Here is a 15,326-nt window from a genome sequence, read left to right as displayed (position 1 = left end):
CATTCTATGGGGGAGCGAATTCTCCGCCATTGACGTCAAGAATTGCCCCATTGATAAATCCGGCCTGATCGGAAGCCAGAAAGCCAATGGCCGCGGCGACATCATCCGGCGTGCCGAACCGCCTTGCCGGAATGCGCGCCAGGGCAGCCTGGTTGACGGCGCTCTCCGCCGGCCCGGTCATCGCCGTCATGATCCGGCCGGGGGCCACGACATTAACCGTTATGCCGTGGCCGGCGGATGCTGCGACAAGCGAGCGGGCGAGGCCCGCAAGTGCCGCCTTTGACGCCGCATACGCCGTCCCCGCTACTTTGGGCACCGTGCGGCCGGCAATGGATCCGACGAAAACGATGCGGCCAAATCCCATTCCTCTCATTTTGGCGAGGACCGCCTGGCAACAGAGCATCGATCCGGTCAGATTGACACAAAGCACGGCATTCCATTCGGCAAGCGGCATTTCGCTGAAAGATACCGGTCCAGCTGGCCCCTTTGGCGAGATCCCCGCATTGCAGACCAGAATTTCCGGAGCGCTCCAATGGTCCTCCACCGCCTGGAAGAACTGGTCGATCTGCGCGCCTTTTGCCAGATCGACTGTCCGCGCCAGGAGATTGCCGGCGCCAAACCGCGCCGACAGTTCCTCTTGTGCCGTGCGGACATGCTCCTCATTCTGGCCAAAAAATGCGACCCTATGACCACGGCCAAGCAGGGTGGAGACTGTTGCCAAACCAATCCCGGAGCTGCCGCCGGTCACGACGGCAACTCTCGATTTTTGCGTTTCCATTAGGCTGCCTCATCCATTTTGGCAAAGAGCGACAAAGGTGGATGAGCCTCGGGATCAGTCATGACTTCGATCAACAGTGGTTCCCTGCCCTCTATTCCGCGTTTGAAGAGGCCGGGCAACTCATCCGGATCGTCAACGCGAACAGCTGGACAGCCGCAGGCCGCGGCAATGCCTGCATGATCGACGGCTGCAAGATGGCAGGCAGAGGTATAGCCGCCGAACTTTACCGTTTCGGCATCCCGCTGGAAGCCGAGGATCCCGTTGTTGAGGACAATGACCGTGACCGGTAAACGCATGCGCATCATCGTTTCAAGCTCGGCCCAGCTATGGGCAAAGCCGCCATCGCCTATTAACGCGACAACGGGCTTGTCCGGTGTTGCCGTCTTGGCGCCAAGCGCCAATGGCAGCCCCCAGCCCAATCCCGCCAGCCCTCGAGGCGCGATGAAGCGCTGGCCGGCCCACCGGGCGCGCAATTGGCCGAGAACCCACATGGAGGAATAGCTGGCGTCGGCCACCACTGTGATGTCCTGTTCCAGCCACGGCTGCAGGGCTGCCATGACCCGCTCCGGACGAATGGGCGCGTTGTCCGATGTGGAGAATACGCGCCGTGCTTCCTCGAAGCTTTGCCAGAACTCGGCAATCCGATGCTTGACGGCGGGACGTTGCGCACGCCGCCGCGTCAGGTCCTCGCCCTGCAACACGCGGCATAAGGCCAGCAACGTTTCCCGCGCATCGCCCACAAGCCGCATGGCCTCGTAGTTGCGTCCGATCTCGACAGGGTCGATGTCTATATGGATAACCTCGGCTCCGGCTGGAATCTGCCGCCAGCTATCGGTCCCGTTCTGGTTGGTGCGCGTGCCGACGAGAAGGACGAGATCCGCTTCCTGCAAGAGCGCCTGGCTATAGAAGCCAAGCGACCGCAGCCCCGTCAGGGAGCCCAATACGCCGGCGGACAGGGGATGGAACTCGTTGACGGCGCCCTTGCCCATATTGGTGGTAAAGACGGGCAGAGAAGCGATCTCCTGGAGTTGTGCGAGCGCATCGGCCGCGCCGCCGCAATGAACACCACCGCCGGCCACCACTACGGGCATGCGCGCACTGGCAATGTGTTCGGCGGCAATAGCCAAATCGCAATCCGCCGGGCGGATGCGATCGAGCGGCCAGCGTCCAAGATGGTGCTGACGACGCGAAGCGGCCGAGGACGCCGTCGAACGCAGGAGGTCCGCCGGCAACAACAGCGCGACGGGTCCTGGCCGTCCCGACGTCGCGGCGGTGAAAGCGGCATCGACATAATCATCAACCCGCTCCGCGACATTCAGGCGGCGGACCCATTTTGTGCAGGGTTGAAACAGCGCAATCTGATCGAAGTCCTGGAATGCATTGCGGTCCGTCTGGTCGCGTTCGACATCCTGAACCAGGGCAAGCACCGGGATGCTTGCCTTGAGCGCCTCGGCGAGCGGTGCCACCAAAAGGGTTGCGGCCGGACCGTTCTGGGCCGCGACGACACCCACCTTGCCGGAAAGACGCGCGTAGCCATCGGCCATGGCGCCGCCCATATTCTCCTGCCTGTATGCTATCTGGCGAATGCCACGCGCTTCGGCGGCAAGAATGACGGCGGAGGGCAGGCTTTGCCCGAAGATCAATTCCACGCCGTGACGCTGAAGCGCCGTGGCAATGCGCGCGGCGACGGTTCCTTCCAGCATGAATGAACTCATTTGATATCCTCCCCACCCTGACGGCTGTAACCCTCCAGAAATGCATCGAAAACATCGGCGATTTCATCGACGTCGGCTTCCGTCATCGGTGTCGAAAGGCAGGCTGCTGCCCCAAAGGGCAACAGAATTCCCTCCTTCAGGAAAGACCGGGACATCGCTCGCATGCATTCGGTTTCTTTCGCGTCCATACGTGTCGAACAATAGCGTTGCGGTGTGGTCCATTTCGGATGAATGCGGAAAAGCGAAGCGGCGCCACAAATGGAAAATGGCGCGTCCCGTTTTTGAACGGCCCTGGTGAGCCGATTGCGCAGCCGCTCCCCCAGCCGGTCAAGTTCGGCGAACATTTCCGGTGTCATCATTTCCATGGCTATCTTGCCAGCGATCATCGACACGGGATTGGCCGAGAAGGTGCCGCCCTGGGGCACGCGGGGCGGGGCCCCGTCGTCATCGAAAACGGCCATGATTTCGGCTGATCCCCCCACCGCGCCGATCGGAAAACCGCCGCCGATGATCTTGCCGGCGGTGATAATATCCGGCGCAAGGCCATAGAGAGGCGAAGCACCGTGATAACCTTGCCGCAGGTTGAGAACCTCGTCTGCAACGAGCAGGATGCCGTGCTCATGCGCGATATTGGTAAGCGCATCGATGAAGTCGGGCATCGGCCGCAACAGCCCCGCCCGGCTTGGCATCGGATCGATCAGGATCGCGGCCACCTCGCTGGCATGGGGAACGAGATCACGCTCCAGGCTCCCGATATCGTTGAAGTCGAGAACCAGGACATTTCTTGCCACACTCAGTGGCGCGCCACGATAACCGGGCCTGGCCAGACGCCGTCCACTGTTTTCGGCGCGGATCGTTCCGTTCTGCCCGGCTTCAGCCCAATCATAGGCGCCGTGATAAGCGCCCTCGAACCGCGCGATCCTTGTCCTTCCGGTAAAGGCCCGCGCCGCCTTGAGGGCAAACATCACCGCTTCCGTCCCGCTGTTGACGAAACGGACCTGCTCCATGGCCGGTATCCGCCCGATCAAAAGTTCGGCGAGCGCGATTTCATGTTCGGTCGGGTTGGCGAAACATGTTCCTGTCCGCAACGCCTTGGCCACGGCTTCCGCCACGGGCGCGAAGGCGTGTCCGTGGATCAGCGTCGTGAAATTGTTGTTGAGGTCGAGCAGGCGGTTTCCGTCGACATCGACGACGCGGCACCCCTCCCCCGCCGCGACATAGATCGGAACGGGATCCTTTTCGACGGTCGTGCGCGTAACGCCGCCCGGGAAGATATGCTGGGCGCGACTGAACAGGCGGGCGGAGCGTGCACGAATGGTCGTGCCCGTGCTCCCTCGAGTTTTGTGTAGATACATGAGCTTCGGCTTTCTGCTGCGAATGCGAGCCCGCGTCTTTGCGTGAGCTTCACATTTTTGTTGCAACAAAATGAGTACGCGTCAAGCCCATGCAACAAAATAATCGCTATTCAACGGCACCACTCTCACGCGCAGCACGACGCAGACGCCTGTAGCCATCCCGGATATCGTTCTCGAAGGCCGCGCGCAGAGCGGCCCCGTCACGCTCGCAGAGCGCCTCCATTGCCATTTCGTGATTGCGGACCCCGTATTTTTCTTCCGCGAATTCCGGATAAAGATTGTAGAGGGACGGCCCGACCCGCAACCAGAGCCCCTCAATCATCGTCACCAAATGAGGCAGGCGGGACATGCGATAGACGCGGAAGTGAAATTCCTTGTTGTGCCACAGCGCCGCGCGGTAATCCTTCCCATCAAGCGCGGCATTGATCTTTTGCTGGATTTCTCCCAACCCATCAATGTCTTGGCTCTCCCCATGCTGCGCCGCCTGTTCGGCCGCCAGCCCCTCCAGCGCAATCCTTATCAGGGTTATTTCCTTAAGATCCACCTCGGTTAAAATCGGAACGATAACCGTTTTTGGACCGGCATAAACCAGCGCGGCATCAGCCGCCAAACGGTTTATGGCATCACGCGCCGGCGTGGAGCTTACCCGCAGCTCCTCCGCCACGGCGCGCACGGTCATCTTATGTCCCGGCCTGTATACCCCACGGATCAGACGCTCTTTCATTTCCCGATAGGCCGCATCACCCAAGCCGCCCGCCTGCTTGCCGGATTCTACTCCTTGCATCTGTTCCGTTGTCATTTTCATCCCATGCGTGTTGACAGCGTCGATATTTGATGCAACAAAAATATATTGCAAAGTTTTTGCAAAGTAGTTGTCGCATCAAACAATCTAACAGCGCGCCGAACCGGTGTCACGGGCGGCAAGCCTTCGCTTGCGCGCCGCAACCGATGGGCGCGTCCGCCAAAATGGGGAAATTATCAAACAGCGTTCGCGTGGACACGCGCCATTCATGGAAAAGGAGGTAGGGGCTTGATTGGACAGAAACTTATTCTTTCGAGCATTGAGAAACGATATGGCGAGGCGTGGGCCGTTCGCGAATTCAATCTTCAGGTTGCTCCCAGCGAATTCATTTCCATCGTTGGCCCGTCGGGATCCGGCAAGACATCGCTTCTGACGATGATCGCCGGCTTCGAAATGCCAAGTGCGGGCACCATCCGGATCGGCGAGCGAGACGTCACAACGCTGGCTCCCAACAAGCGGGATATCGGCATGGTATTTCAGAAATACGCCCTTTTTCCGCATCTTACGGTCCGGCAGAATATCGCATTCCCTCTGAAAATGCGCAGCCGGTTGACCAGGCGAGCCCTGGAGACGCGCGTGGAAGAGATGCTGCTCCTGGTTCAGCTTGAAGACTATGGCGGAAGATATCCGAACGAGCTTTCCGGCGGCCAGCAACAGCGCGTCGCCGTTGCCCGCGCACTCGTTTTCGACCCGCCGGTCATATTGATGGATGAGCCGCTCGGAGCGCTCGACAAGAAGCTGCGCGAGGACATGCAGTTTGAAATCAAACGCATTCAGGAACGGCATGGGGCAACCGTCATCTATGTCACGCATGACCAGGAAGAAGCGCTCACCATGTCCGATCGCATTGCGGTGATGCATCAGGGACGCCTGCAGCAAGTCGATACGCCCGAACAGCTTTACCGCCAGCCCATCAGCGCCTTCGTCGCCGACTTTATCGGGACGATGAATTTCGTGCCGGCCATGAAGATCGCGGAAAGGGCAGGCAAGGACGTCGTTCGGCTACCGGGAGACACGGTGATCGAAGTCGACCGAAGGTCCGGCACACGGTCGCCCGGAGAACCGGTGGGCGCCGTCCTTCGGCTGGCGGTGCGTCCCGAACACATTGCCTTGGGGCATTGGGACAAGAACAACTCGTCGACGCTCGCCGGCGTCGTTGAAACCTCCATTTTCGTAGGCTCGGCGCAAATCGTGCTGGTCCGGCTCAAGGATCGCGCCGACGTGGTGCTGCGCGTCCAAAGGCCGGCGGGCGAGATCGCGCGGCTTACACGCGGCGACCTTGTAGAGGTGAAACTCGATGGCGCAACGATGCTCGCCTTTACCGGTGAGGAGCGGCGCGCGGCATGAGAACCTCTTCTTCTCTCACTTCGATGAAAGCCCTGCCAGGCTTTGCCTCCCTGTTCAAGCCGCGGTCGGCACGGGTTTTCAGCCCAGCTGCATCCTGGCTGCTCGTGATGCCGCTCCTGGCCGTCTTCGCCATCGGTTTTCTTTATCCGCTGGCGAAACTTGTGGATTTGAGCTTTTCGGAAGGCATCACGGCAACATATGGGAGGCTTCTCGATGACCCTCTTTACGCCGACGTGCTTTTGACCACCGCCGCGGTTGCGTTAAGTGTGACAATGGCCGCCATCTTGCTTGGCTATCCCGTCGCCTACGCGATGGCGCGCGCACGCAAGCGCACGGCCTTCATCGTCGCGGCCTGCGTCTTTGTTCCCTTGTGGACCTCAGTCCTCATCCGCTCTTACGCTTGGATCGTTCTTTTACAACGAAACGGTATCGTCAATACGCTGCTGATAGCAACCGGGCTTACCGATCAGCCGATTAAGATGCTCTACACACAGGGTGCCGTGACCCTGGCAATGACCCACGTCCTGTTGCCGTTCGTCATTTTGCCGATCTTTTCGGTCCTTCGTACGCTGCCAGACGATTACATCCGGGCTGCGCGCAATCTTGGCGCGGGGCCGGCCAGAGCATTTTTCCTCGTCACCTTGCCGCTCAGCCTGCCGGGGGTTTTTGCCGGAGCGACCATCTGCTTTGTATTGGCATTGGGTTTTTATATCACGCCCGCGCTCGTCGGCGGTCCAGGCTCGATGCTCATGCCGACGCTGATCGGCCAACAAACCACCGTTCTTGTCGATTGGCCATTTGCGGCGGCGCTATCCACGGTTCTCCTCATCATGACGCTTCTAGTCGTCATCCTGTTTCGCAAAACGCTTTCAGTTCAAAAAGGGTTCGGCAGTGTTCATTGACCGCTATTCCCCTCCGTCACACCTTATCGCCCCAGATGAAGTCTCCAAAGCCATGAGCAACAGCCAACTCGCCCGCTCCATCGCGAAGCTGGCGGCGGCTTTATCGATCGGTAGCATCCTGTTCTTTCTGGTTCTGCCGACGCTGCTCATCATTCCGATGTCGCTCAGCCAAACCGACTACATCCGGTTTCCGCCCGATGGCCTGACCCTGCGATGGTATGTGGCGTATTTCTCCGATCCGGACTGGATGGCGGCCACCTGGTTCAGCCTCAAGATCGCCCTTGCCACGACCGTCTCCGCCACGATTATCGGAACCATGGCTGCCTTGGCGCTGGTGCGCGGCGATCTGCCCTGCCGCAACGCCTTGCAGGCTTTATCGCTCGGACCGATGATTGTCCCGCATATCGTCCTGGGTGTCGCGCTCTACCTCGTATTCTCACCGCTGCAACTGACCGGCAGTTTCACCGGCTTCCTCATCGCCCACACCGTTCTTGCCGTACCTTATGTCCTGATAACGGTCATAGCGGCCCTGCAGCGTCTCGACCCCATGCTGGAGCTTGCCGCTCTTAACTGTGGCGCCAGCCGGTTGCAAAGCTTTTTCCGGATCATGCTGCCCAACATCGCGCCCGGCATCGCTTCGGGATCGGCCTTCGCCTTCCTCGCCTCGTTCGACGAGGCAACCGTGGCCTTCTTTATCTCAGATATCGGCGGCAAATCGATCGGACGCAAGATGTTCGAGGACATCGACTTCAACCTGACGCCGGTCATCGCCGCCGCTTCCGCTTTCATGGTCGCCATATCGATCGGCCTGATGTGTCTTGCTCATACGCTCACGCAAGCACGAACCCAACGCTAATCAACAAGACCACAACGAGAGGGAACCGACATGCTGAAACGTACGTCTATTGCAACGCGCCTGTTCATCGGGACAATAACGTTCCTTGGCCTTTTCAATTTTGGGCAAACATCCCTTGCCGGAGAACGCATCGTAATCGCTTCGACGGGCGGCGCCTATGATCGGGCGCTGAAAGAAGCCTGGTTTGATCCGTTTACTAAGGAAACCGGGATTGAGGTCGTCACGGTCGTCGCCACGAACGCCGAGATGCGTGCCAAGGCGACGGCCATGGTCAAAACGGGAAACGTCACGTGGGATCTCTATCTCGACGGAGAAATCCAGGCCGCTTCCGAAGCGCACAGCAAGATTACCGAGGACCTTACGGATTTCTGCAAGCAATTTTCCGGACGCAAGGACCTCGCCGCGAATGCCTGCGAGAGAGGCGGCGTTCTCCTCCAGTCCACAGCCACGTTGCTTGCCTACCGGACGAATGACGCAGGCACGCCCCATCCGGAGAGCTGGGCCGACATGTGGGACACGAAGCGTTTTCCCGGCGGCAGGGCTTTTCCGAATTTCGACGACCCCTGGCGCGTTCTTGCCGCGGCACTGCTCGCGGACGGGGTTGCCAAGGATGCGCTCTTCCCGCTGGACATCGATCGCGCGTTCAGGAAGCTCGACGAGATTCGATCCGATGTAACCTTGTGGTGGAAGACCGGCGACCAGAGCGTTCAGGGCTTCCGCAATGGAGATTATTCGCTCGGACAGATATGGCTGACGCGGGCCCAGGCCATGCAAAATGAGGGCCTCCCCATCGGGTGGTCCTACAAGGCCTCGTTCCTGGTAGGCGACAGGATCGCGTTAGTCAAAGGCGCACCTCATCATGACAATGCGCTGAAACTGATTGCGTTCTGGCTAAACTCCCTGGCTGCGCAAGCCGAAGCCTGCGAAGTGTTGTCCTGTACGCCGCCTAGCACGGACGCCATCGCCATGATGTCTGAAAAAGCGCGCCGCTCCATGCCAAATGCCGACGACATTCGCGATTATATCGTTGTTCCGGACGCGCAATGGATCAATGCCAATGCCGCCAGCCTCTTGCAGCGATGGAACAACTGGGTTCGCTAGCAATCGACATGTTCCGCACATTGATCGGCGGCACCCGCCGCGAGGCCGATCAGCTGTATGGAACCCCACTGGAAAAGCCGAGGTTCTTGATGGGGTTGCGCTCGATCATCTCAAAATCGGCGAGACGCTGCCTTCTTTACGTTGGCTTGCTGGACCGGGCTTGGGAGAAGGGCTTTGCTCTACTCGAGCGAGGTATCTGTTTCTGCGCGCTCCACCACGTGGGCTTTGATGCGTGTTAACAATTAGTAAATACACATAGCGCTGTCAGATATCATATAAGTATTTAAAAACTATTTATCCAAAAATCGTCAATAACAATCCACGAATAGACAAATATACTTCGCTATATTAAGTTCATTTATATGGTGGCGGTGCTGATTTTTGGAAGGAGAGGAATTATGAAGATGGGAAAAACGATCCTTGGAATGCTCATTTTTGTGGCAACGGCTAATCACGCACACGCTCTCGCCGGAAACTGTGATGCAAATCTTAACAAGATTGGATATGTAACTTCCGTATATTTAGGAATAGATGACAATACCGATCAAAATATAACATTTAATTTCAATCCAGAAAATTCGGATTCATTGACAACGATTTCCGTCAAGAAACAAGTCAATGATGATATCGGGAAGGGGACTTATTCCATGCTGCTTACCGCGATGGTATCGCAAGCAAAAATTAAAATAATGCGATGCTATACAAACCAGTTGGTTGGTGCCGGAATTGCCGTTTCGCCTTGGCGTCCATGAAAATCTGTAATTTAAATTAACTCCTAAGAAGTGGATTCTTACTATGAAGAGGGCACTTTTATCAATAATTCTTCTATCTCATTCATCTGTATCGTTGGCTGAAGATCCTCCTGAGCTTCCTCCTGACGTATTCACGCAAGTGCTCTCTCAAACATATAATGGTCGAATTTATAGCCCGGCAGCACAATTCGGCAATTTGCTAGAGATTGGCGTATTTGCGGAATTTGTAAATATAGCTTTCGGGGATGGTCTCCCTATTCCTGTTGATGTTCGTTTGCTGACAGGTTTTGGAGAGGGGCCTTGCTTCTACTCGAGCGAGGTATCTATTTCTGCGCGCTCCATCACACAGGCTTTGATGCGTATCAACAATAAGTAAATACACATAGCGTTGTAAGATATCATATATGCTTTTATAAACTGTTTATCCAAAAAAATATTAATAATATTCAATGAATAGACAAATATATTTCATTATATTAAATTTACTTATTGTGAGATTCTGATCTTTGAAAGGAGATTAATTGTGAAGATAGGAAAAATAATTCTTGGAATTCTCATTTTTGTGGCAACGGCTAATCACGCACACGCTCTTGCTGGAAACTGTGATACAAATCTTAACAAGACTGGATATGTAACTTCTGTTTATCTAGGCGTAGATGACAATACAGATCAAAATATAACATTTAATTTCAATCCAGAAAATTCGGATTCATTGACAACAATTTCCGTCAAGAAACAGGTAAATGACGATATCGGGAAGGGGACTTATTCCATGTTGCTTACCGCGATGGTATCGCAAGCAAAAATTAAAATAATGCGATGCTATACAAATCAGTTGGTTGGTGCAGGGATTGCTGTTTCGCCTTGGCGTCCTTGAAAAGTGTAATTTAAAGTAACTCCTAAGATTGGATATTTACTATGAAGAGGGCAATTCTATCGGTAATTCTTCTATCTTACTCATCTGTATCATTGGCTGAAGATCCTCCTGAGCTTCCCCCTGACGTGTTCACGCAAGTGCTCTCTCAAACATATAATGGTCGAATTTATAGCCCGGCGGCACAGTTCGGTAATTTGCTAGAGATTGGGGTATTTGCGGAATTTGTAAATATAGCTTTCGGGGATGGTCTCCCTATTCCTGTTGATGTTCATCCAATTGCGCAACGAGTGGCGCAAATGTGGGATGATCAGTTGGCAGCGGCACGTATACCTGTGCGTGTCAGGCTGGCCGAGCAAGCTGTTCTGGGAAATTTGCCAATTCGCACAGCGAATGCTGCCCAGGAACGCGCCATGATCGGGGATGATCCTGACGATGCGTCATCGGCTATAACAACGCCGATACTTCCAGACGAAGCGCAACAAGCTGTTCTGGGAAATTTGCCAATTCGCACAGCGAATGCAGCCCAGGAACGCGCCATGATTGGGGATGATCCTGACGATGCGTCATCGGCTATAACAACGCCGATACTTCCAGACGAAGCGCTTGAGGAGTACATGTATGTAAATTTTCGCCAACCAGGGATTGTTTTGCTGCCGACGAGGCATCATACGGATGCGCAATTTCAGAGATTTGTCCAAATATTTGGCACGGATAACCGGCAAACTATAGCAGATGCGTTGGTCTTTCGGACCTTGGCCCATGAAATGGGCCATGCATTAGGCCTGAATCATCCCAATGATACATCAGAGGAGCCTTTTGATACAGCAGGCAGGATTACGTTGGGCTGGGCACGAACTACCACTTTCACCCGCGATATTGCAGCCACTCCTTTGATGATTGGTGACCAAATGGCATATCTTGGAGCAGTTTCAGAGGTTTGTCCAAATATTTGGTACGGATAACCGGCAAACTATAGCAGATGCGTTGGTCTTTCGGACCTTGGCCCATGAAGTAGGCCATGCATTAGGCCTGAATCACCCCAATGATACATCAGAGGAGCCTTTTGATACAGCAGGCATGATTACGTTGGGCTGGGCACGAACTACAACTTTCACCCGCGATATTGCAGCCACTCCTTTGATGATTGGTGACCAAATGGCATATCTTGAAGCTCTGGCTGCACGTCTCAGGACGCCCGTAACAACCGCGAACATGGCGCCGACGGTTCACGAGCTGTTTGCGATTGGGGTCGAGAACGATTGTGGTGGGCCAATATCGCAACCTAGCACCGATAATAAAACATCGATGAGTGACGATACCTGCACCAACAAGCCGAGGATATTTTATCCTCTTGCTGCAAGGCTGTCAGCGGCCATAGGTATGTCGGTCCTAAAGTGACCGGGTGTTTTGTCGCCAAACTGGTTTCCGATTCCTTCATAAATCTCTGGCGAAGGCCGCAGGTTGGCCGACGTCATAGGATAAATTGGCCAAAGCGTCCTTGGAGTGCTCCCCGTTTCACCGGACAGTCGGCTTAGGTTGAGATAGCCCTGATGAACTGGCGAGGCGAAGCCATTTTCAGGGCGGAATGGGGATGGATTTCATTATGGTTCTCGATCCATCCATCGATCTGCCGGAGCGCAGTTTCCGCGTCCGGAAGTGTTGAGATGCGGACATAGTCTCGCTTCAGGGTTTTGACGAAGGCTTCGGACATGCCGTTTGCCTGCGGACTGGCGACGGGTGTGAAGCATGGCGTCAGATTAAGGGCCTGGGCGAACAGCCGAGTTTCCCGCGCAGTATAAGGCGAACCGTTATCAGACAAATGCTCGATGGCATGCGGCGCTCGGGTTACGCCGGAGCGTTTGTCACCGGCCTCCAGCATCATGTCACGGACATCGGAGCCGGATATTCCGGCGTTAGCGACAGCCGCCCAGGCGATGATCTCACGGTCGAAGGCGTCGATAATGAACGCGAGCCGGATAACCTCACCGTTCCAGCAGGTGAACTCCAGGCCATCCGAGCACCAGCGCAGGTTCGAGCGCATGACCATGACCCTTGCCGTCGTGGAGGCGGGAGGCGACCCTTGCGCACCGCTGTGTGTTTCTCCAGCAACATGCCATGATGACCCATGATGCGGTGAACTCGTTTGGCGTTGACGACAGGCTGATCGGCGGCTCGCCTTTCCCGATCAAGAAGGGCGGCGAGCCGCCGATAGCCGTAAGTCGGCCGTGCATCGACCAGCCTGCGGATGGTTGGCAGCAACTCGGCATCGTCAGCTTCGAGGTATGGTCCGCGAGGCTTGAATATGCCTTTGAGACGTTCAGCGAGATTGGAACGGGAGACGCCCAGGACATCAGCCACCGACTTCATCGGGAAGCGTCCTTCGGCAACAAGATCGGTCGCGATATCTGTTTTTTTGAGTTCGCTTTGGAAAGAGCTTCGCGGAGAATCTCCGCCTCCAGTGTCTTAGGCCGAGCATGCGCTCCAGCTCACGCACGCGCTCTTCGAGCTTCCTGACCTCGGAATTGCCGACGACCGGATTCGTCTGAATCCACGGCGGCGGCACCTCCCTCGCTTAACAATCTGCGCCATCGATAAAGGAGATTGGGCGCAACTCCATGACGACGAGCGGTCGACGATACCGTCTCGCCCGCCTCGAAACTCTCCTCAATGATCTGCAGCTTTTGCTCGGTTGTCCACCGTCCGCGGCGAACGTCACCCGTGATCACTTCAATGCGTCGATACTCGTTAGACATAAGTACCCCTTCTCGGCGAGAAACAGTCTCAGCTTGCTGACCGGTATCGTCAGCAGATCAGGAACGGCGTTATAATCCGAAGCCTCCCCGCCGGTCAGGATGAAGCCGAGAGGGCGTCCTTGACCGTCTGCGCGGGCGTGGATTTTCGTCGTAAAGCCGCCGCGTGATCGACCAAAAGCTTCCTTATAAGCCCCCTCTTTAGCGCCCGCAGCCTGAGAATGGCCGCGAACTGTGGTACTGTCGATCATGTGCTGCCAGTCGTTGATCAACCCCAACTCAACGAAGGTCTCAAGGAGAGCATCCCAGACGCCTTGTTCAGCCCAGCGGCGGAAGCGCACATAAACGGAATTCCACTTCCGTAGCACTCATGCGTGTCGCGCCAGGGGCAGCCGACCCACAGAACATGCAGCATGCCGTCCAGATATCGTCGATTATCGCGCTCCGTTGGCAAAAGCCTCTCGATGAACCGCCGTTCCAAATCCGTCAGGTCGCCGCGAGCCAAACCGCCCCCTAAAAAGCAGTCTTGAACGCTTCCGCTGTTTCGGGAAGCCACTTTGTAAACAGGGCTTGATATGCTCCGTGATGCGCGCATCCACGCCTGCTGATGCCGCCTGTTCGCCTTTGATTTCAGTTGTTTTTGCGGTTTCGGCGTGAATTCTTTGAGTATGACCCAGGAAGCACGCATATCGAAGACTGCGGTTTCGCGAAGCGAGCTCGAAGCGATGCTTCTCGATGCGCCAGAGTTGACCTTCACGCCGCGCGGCGAGCCGGATCCCCACCTCGTCCAACTCGCCCGTCTACGGTGCAGGCAGTGGCGTCAGAATTCGAGGCGCAAAGAACCAAGCAAGGCTCAAACGGCTCCTGATGACGGGAGACCTGATTTGAAGGGCGCGATCTACGCCCGCTGGTGCGAAGCGCCACCGGCGAAGCGGCATGGCCTTGAAGGCCTGTCTTTGTTCCGACATTCTCCCCGAAGCAGACAAGGCTTCCCCTTTCCGGGCAGCTAATATGCTGCTCGCAATCCCAGGCCCCACTTTTAGCGAAGATACAATCCGATAGCATAAATATATTATTAATATTGCTATTGCATGATATGCAAATAATTTTAATATTATGGATCAATCATCTGCATTTTTTTGCGAATAAACTTTCTATGACTGAAATAAAAAACAGCTATATAAGTATTTAATGCTTCGCATTCTTCCGATCCTTTTCTTTGAAAGAGATGGCATATGAACTCTACATCTGACATAAGCCCTGTCATGGCAGCTAAGAAAACCACATCAAGCACGCATGCCAATGGTCATATTCATCATTCCATCTACATCACGCTGAAGGACAAGAGTGCTGCCGCCGTTGCGAAGCAGCTGGAGTTGGGAAGAAAATATCTGACCAATCACCCCGGTGAGCTATCCTTTTTCGCAACGGTGCTGGCGCATAGCCTTACGCGTCACAAGCAGGTCGCCTATCTCCACAACGAAGATAATTTCGACGTCGCCTTCCACATGGTATGGGCCGACCGTCAGGCGCATGACGAATATCAGATGTCCGACGCGCATGTGAACTACTTCATCCCGCAGAGCAATCCGAACTGGGTGAAGATCCGCGTGTTCGATTCAGTAGAGGTCTGACAAGCTTCTCATTCTCTTGGGTATTGAACTCGTTTTTTTCCGGAACGCACCCTTTCCAAGCCGATGGTGGAATTGTAGAAACCGGGCACGCCTCAACAGGACCATTGCCATGTGTCCCCGGTCTCGTCCAAGCTCGATGCTGCGGGTGAAGGCAAATTCCCGGCCAAGGCTGCGGCCGTTTCGAACGCGATACCGAGCGCTAGTCACTTGAATCTGAAGTTCGGTTCATTGTCTTCTGGCAGAAGGGCTTGACCGACGCGGCGGGGGGCCAATATCGCAACCCAGCACCAATAATAAAACATCGATGAGTGACGATACCTGCACCAACAAGCCGAGAATATTTTATCCTCTTGCTGCAAGGCTATCAGCGGCCATAGGTATGTCGGTCCTAAAGTGACCGGGGTGCTTTGTCGCCAAACTGGTTTCTCATTCCTTCATAAATCTCTGGCGAAGGCCG

13 protein-coding genes and 2 pseudogenes are annotated in these 15,326 nt (G+C 55.6%); 9 read left to right on the top strand and 6 right to left on the bottom strand.

Going from position 1 to position 15,326, the window contains the following annotated elements; all coding sequences use genetic code 11:
* Nucleotides 1–4: 4 nt before the first annotated feature.
* The 4 genes from fabG to ATN84_RS06965 form a co-directional block, all read right to left on the bottom strand.
* The gene (gene fabG, locus ATN84_RS06980; RefSeq protein WP_068880768.1) at nt 5–778 is read right to left on the bottom strand and encodes a 3-oxoacyl-ACP reductase FabG; all 774 of its coding nucleotides are present in this window, start codon (nt 776–778) and stop codon (nt 5–7) included.
* Nucleotides 778–2,493 (bottom strand): acetolactate synthase catalytic subunit, encoded by a 1,716-nt coding sequence (locus ATN84_RS06975; RefSeq protein ID WP_068880767.1) that lies wholly within the window; start codon nt 2,491–2,493, stop codon nt 778–780. The genes fabG and ATN84_RS06975 overlap by 1 nt, the downstream gene beginning before the upstream one ends.
* Complete coding sequence (locus ATN84_RS06970) at nt 2,490–3,848, bottom strand: aspartate aminotransferase family protein (protein ID WP_068880766.1); 1,359 nt, start codon at nt 3,846–3,848, stop codon at nt 2,490–2,492. Before ATN84_RS06970 ends, ATN84_RS06975 begins: the two co-directional genes overlap by 4 nt.
* Before the next feature lie 106 nt (nt 3,849–3,954).
* Complete coding sequence (locus ATN84_RS06965; protein ID WP_068880938.1) at nt 3,955–4,647, bottom strand: GntR family transcriptional regulator; 693 nt, start codon at nt 4,645–4,647, stop codon at nt 3,955–3,957.
* A 231-nt stretch (nt 4,648–4,878) separates the two neighbouring features.
* Between ATN84_RS06965 and ATN84_RS06960 the strand changes: the two genes are divergently transcribed.
* From ATN84_RS06960 to ATN84_RS26650, 8 genes are all read left to right on the top strand, one after another.
* The gene (locus ATN84_RS06960) at nt 4,879–5,997 is read left to right on the top strand and encodes an ABC transporter ATP-binding protein (RefSeq protein WP_068880765.1); all 1,119 of its coding nucleotides are present in this window, start codon (nt 4,879–4,881) and stop codon (nt 5,995–5,997) included.
* Nucleotides 5,998–6,020: 23 nt separating this feature from the next.
* On the top strand, nt 6,021–6,899 hold the full coding sequence (locus ATN84_RS06955; RefSeq protein ID WP_244491011.1) for an ABC transporter permease: 879 nt from the start codon (nt 6,021–6,023) through the stop codon (nt 6,897–6,899).
* A gap of 52 nt (nt 6,900–6,951) precedes the next feature.
* Nucleotides 6,952–7,755, top strand: coding sequence for an ABC transporter permease (locus tag ATN84_RS06950; RefSeq protein WP_068880763.1), 804 nt, complete (start codon nt 6,952–6,954; stop codon nt 7,753–7,755).
* A 30-nt stretch (nt 7,756–7,785) separates the two neighbouring features.
* On the top strand, nt 7,786–8,856 hold the full coding sequence (locus ATN84_RS06945; protein ID WP_082766109.1) for an ABC transporter substrate-binding protein: 1,071 nt from the start codon (nt 7,786–7,788) through the stop codon (nt 8,854–8,856).
* Between the two features lie 398 nt (nt 8,857–9,254).
* Nucleotides 9,255–9,608 carry a hypothetical protein gene (locus tag ATN84_RS26665; protein ID WP_153020110.1) on the top strand — a complete coding sequence of 118 codons (354 nt, stop codon included), beginning with the start codon at nt 9,255–9,257 and terminating at the stop codon, nt 9,606–9,608.
* A gap of 43 nt (nt 9,609–9,651) precedes the next feature.
* Nucleotides 9,652–9,984, top strand: a complete 333-nt coding sequence (locus ATN84_RS26660) for a hypothetical protein (RefSeq protein ID WP_153020109.1) — start codon at nt 9,652–9,654, stop codon at nt 9,982–9,984.
* 147 nt (nt 9,985–10,131) lie between these two features.
* Nucleotides 10,132–10,485 carry a hypothetical protein gene (locus ATN84_RS26655; protein WP_153020108.1) on the top strand — a complete coding sequence of 118 codons (354 nt, stop codon included), beginning with the start codon at nt 10,132–10,134 and terminating at the stop codon, nt 10,483–10,485.
* A 41-nt stretch (nt 10,486–10,526) separates the two neighbouring features.
* Nucleotides 10,527–11,447 (top strand): hypothetical protein, encoded by a 921-nt coding sequence (locus tag ATN84_RS26650; protein WP_153020107.1) that lies wholly within the window; start codon nt 10,527–10,529, stop codon nt 11,445–11,447.
* Between the two features lie 569 nt (nt 11,448–12,016).
* Here the strand turns inward: ATN84_RS26650 and ATN84_RS06930 are convergent.
* Together ATN84_RS06930 and ATN84_RS06925 are read right to left on the bottom strand one after the other, a co-directional pair.
* A pseudogene (locus ATN84_RS06930) lies at nt 12,017–13,238 on the bottom strand (IS3 family transposase).
* A gap of 2 nt (nt 13,239–13,240) precedes the next feature.
* Nucleotides 13,241–13,740 (bottom strand): annotated as a pseudogene (locus ATN84_RS06925) (IS5 family transposase); the annotation flags it as partial.
* A gap of 760 nt (nt 13,741–14,500) precedes the next feature.
* Between ATN84_RS06925 and ATN84_RS06920 the strand changes: the two are divergent.
* The gene (locus tag ATN84_RS06920; protein WP_068880760.1) at nt 14,501–14,869 is read left to right on the top strand and encodes a Dabb family protein; all 369 of its coding nucleotides are present in this window, start codon (nt 14,501–14,503) and stop codon (nt 14,867–14,869) included.
* Nucleotides 14,870–15,326 lie beyond the last annotated feature (457 nt).

Origin of the sequence: Paramesorhizobium deserti, from assembly GCF_001558695.1 — a bacterium.
Taxonomy (GTDB): Bacteria; Pseudomonadota; Alphaproteobacteria; order Rhizobiales; family Rhizobiaceae; genus Paramesorhizobium; species Paramesorhizobium deserti.
The sequence above is the reverse complement of the archived record's forward strand: the minus strand, read 5'-3'. Positions and strand labels throughout refer to the sequence as shown.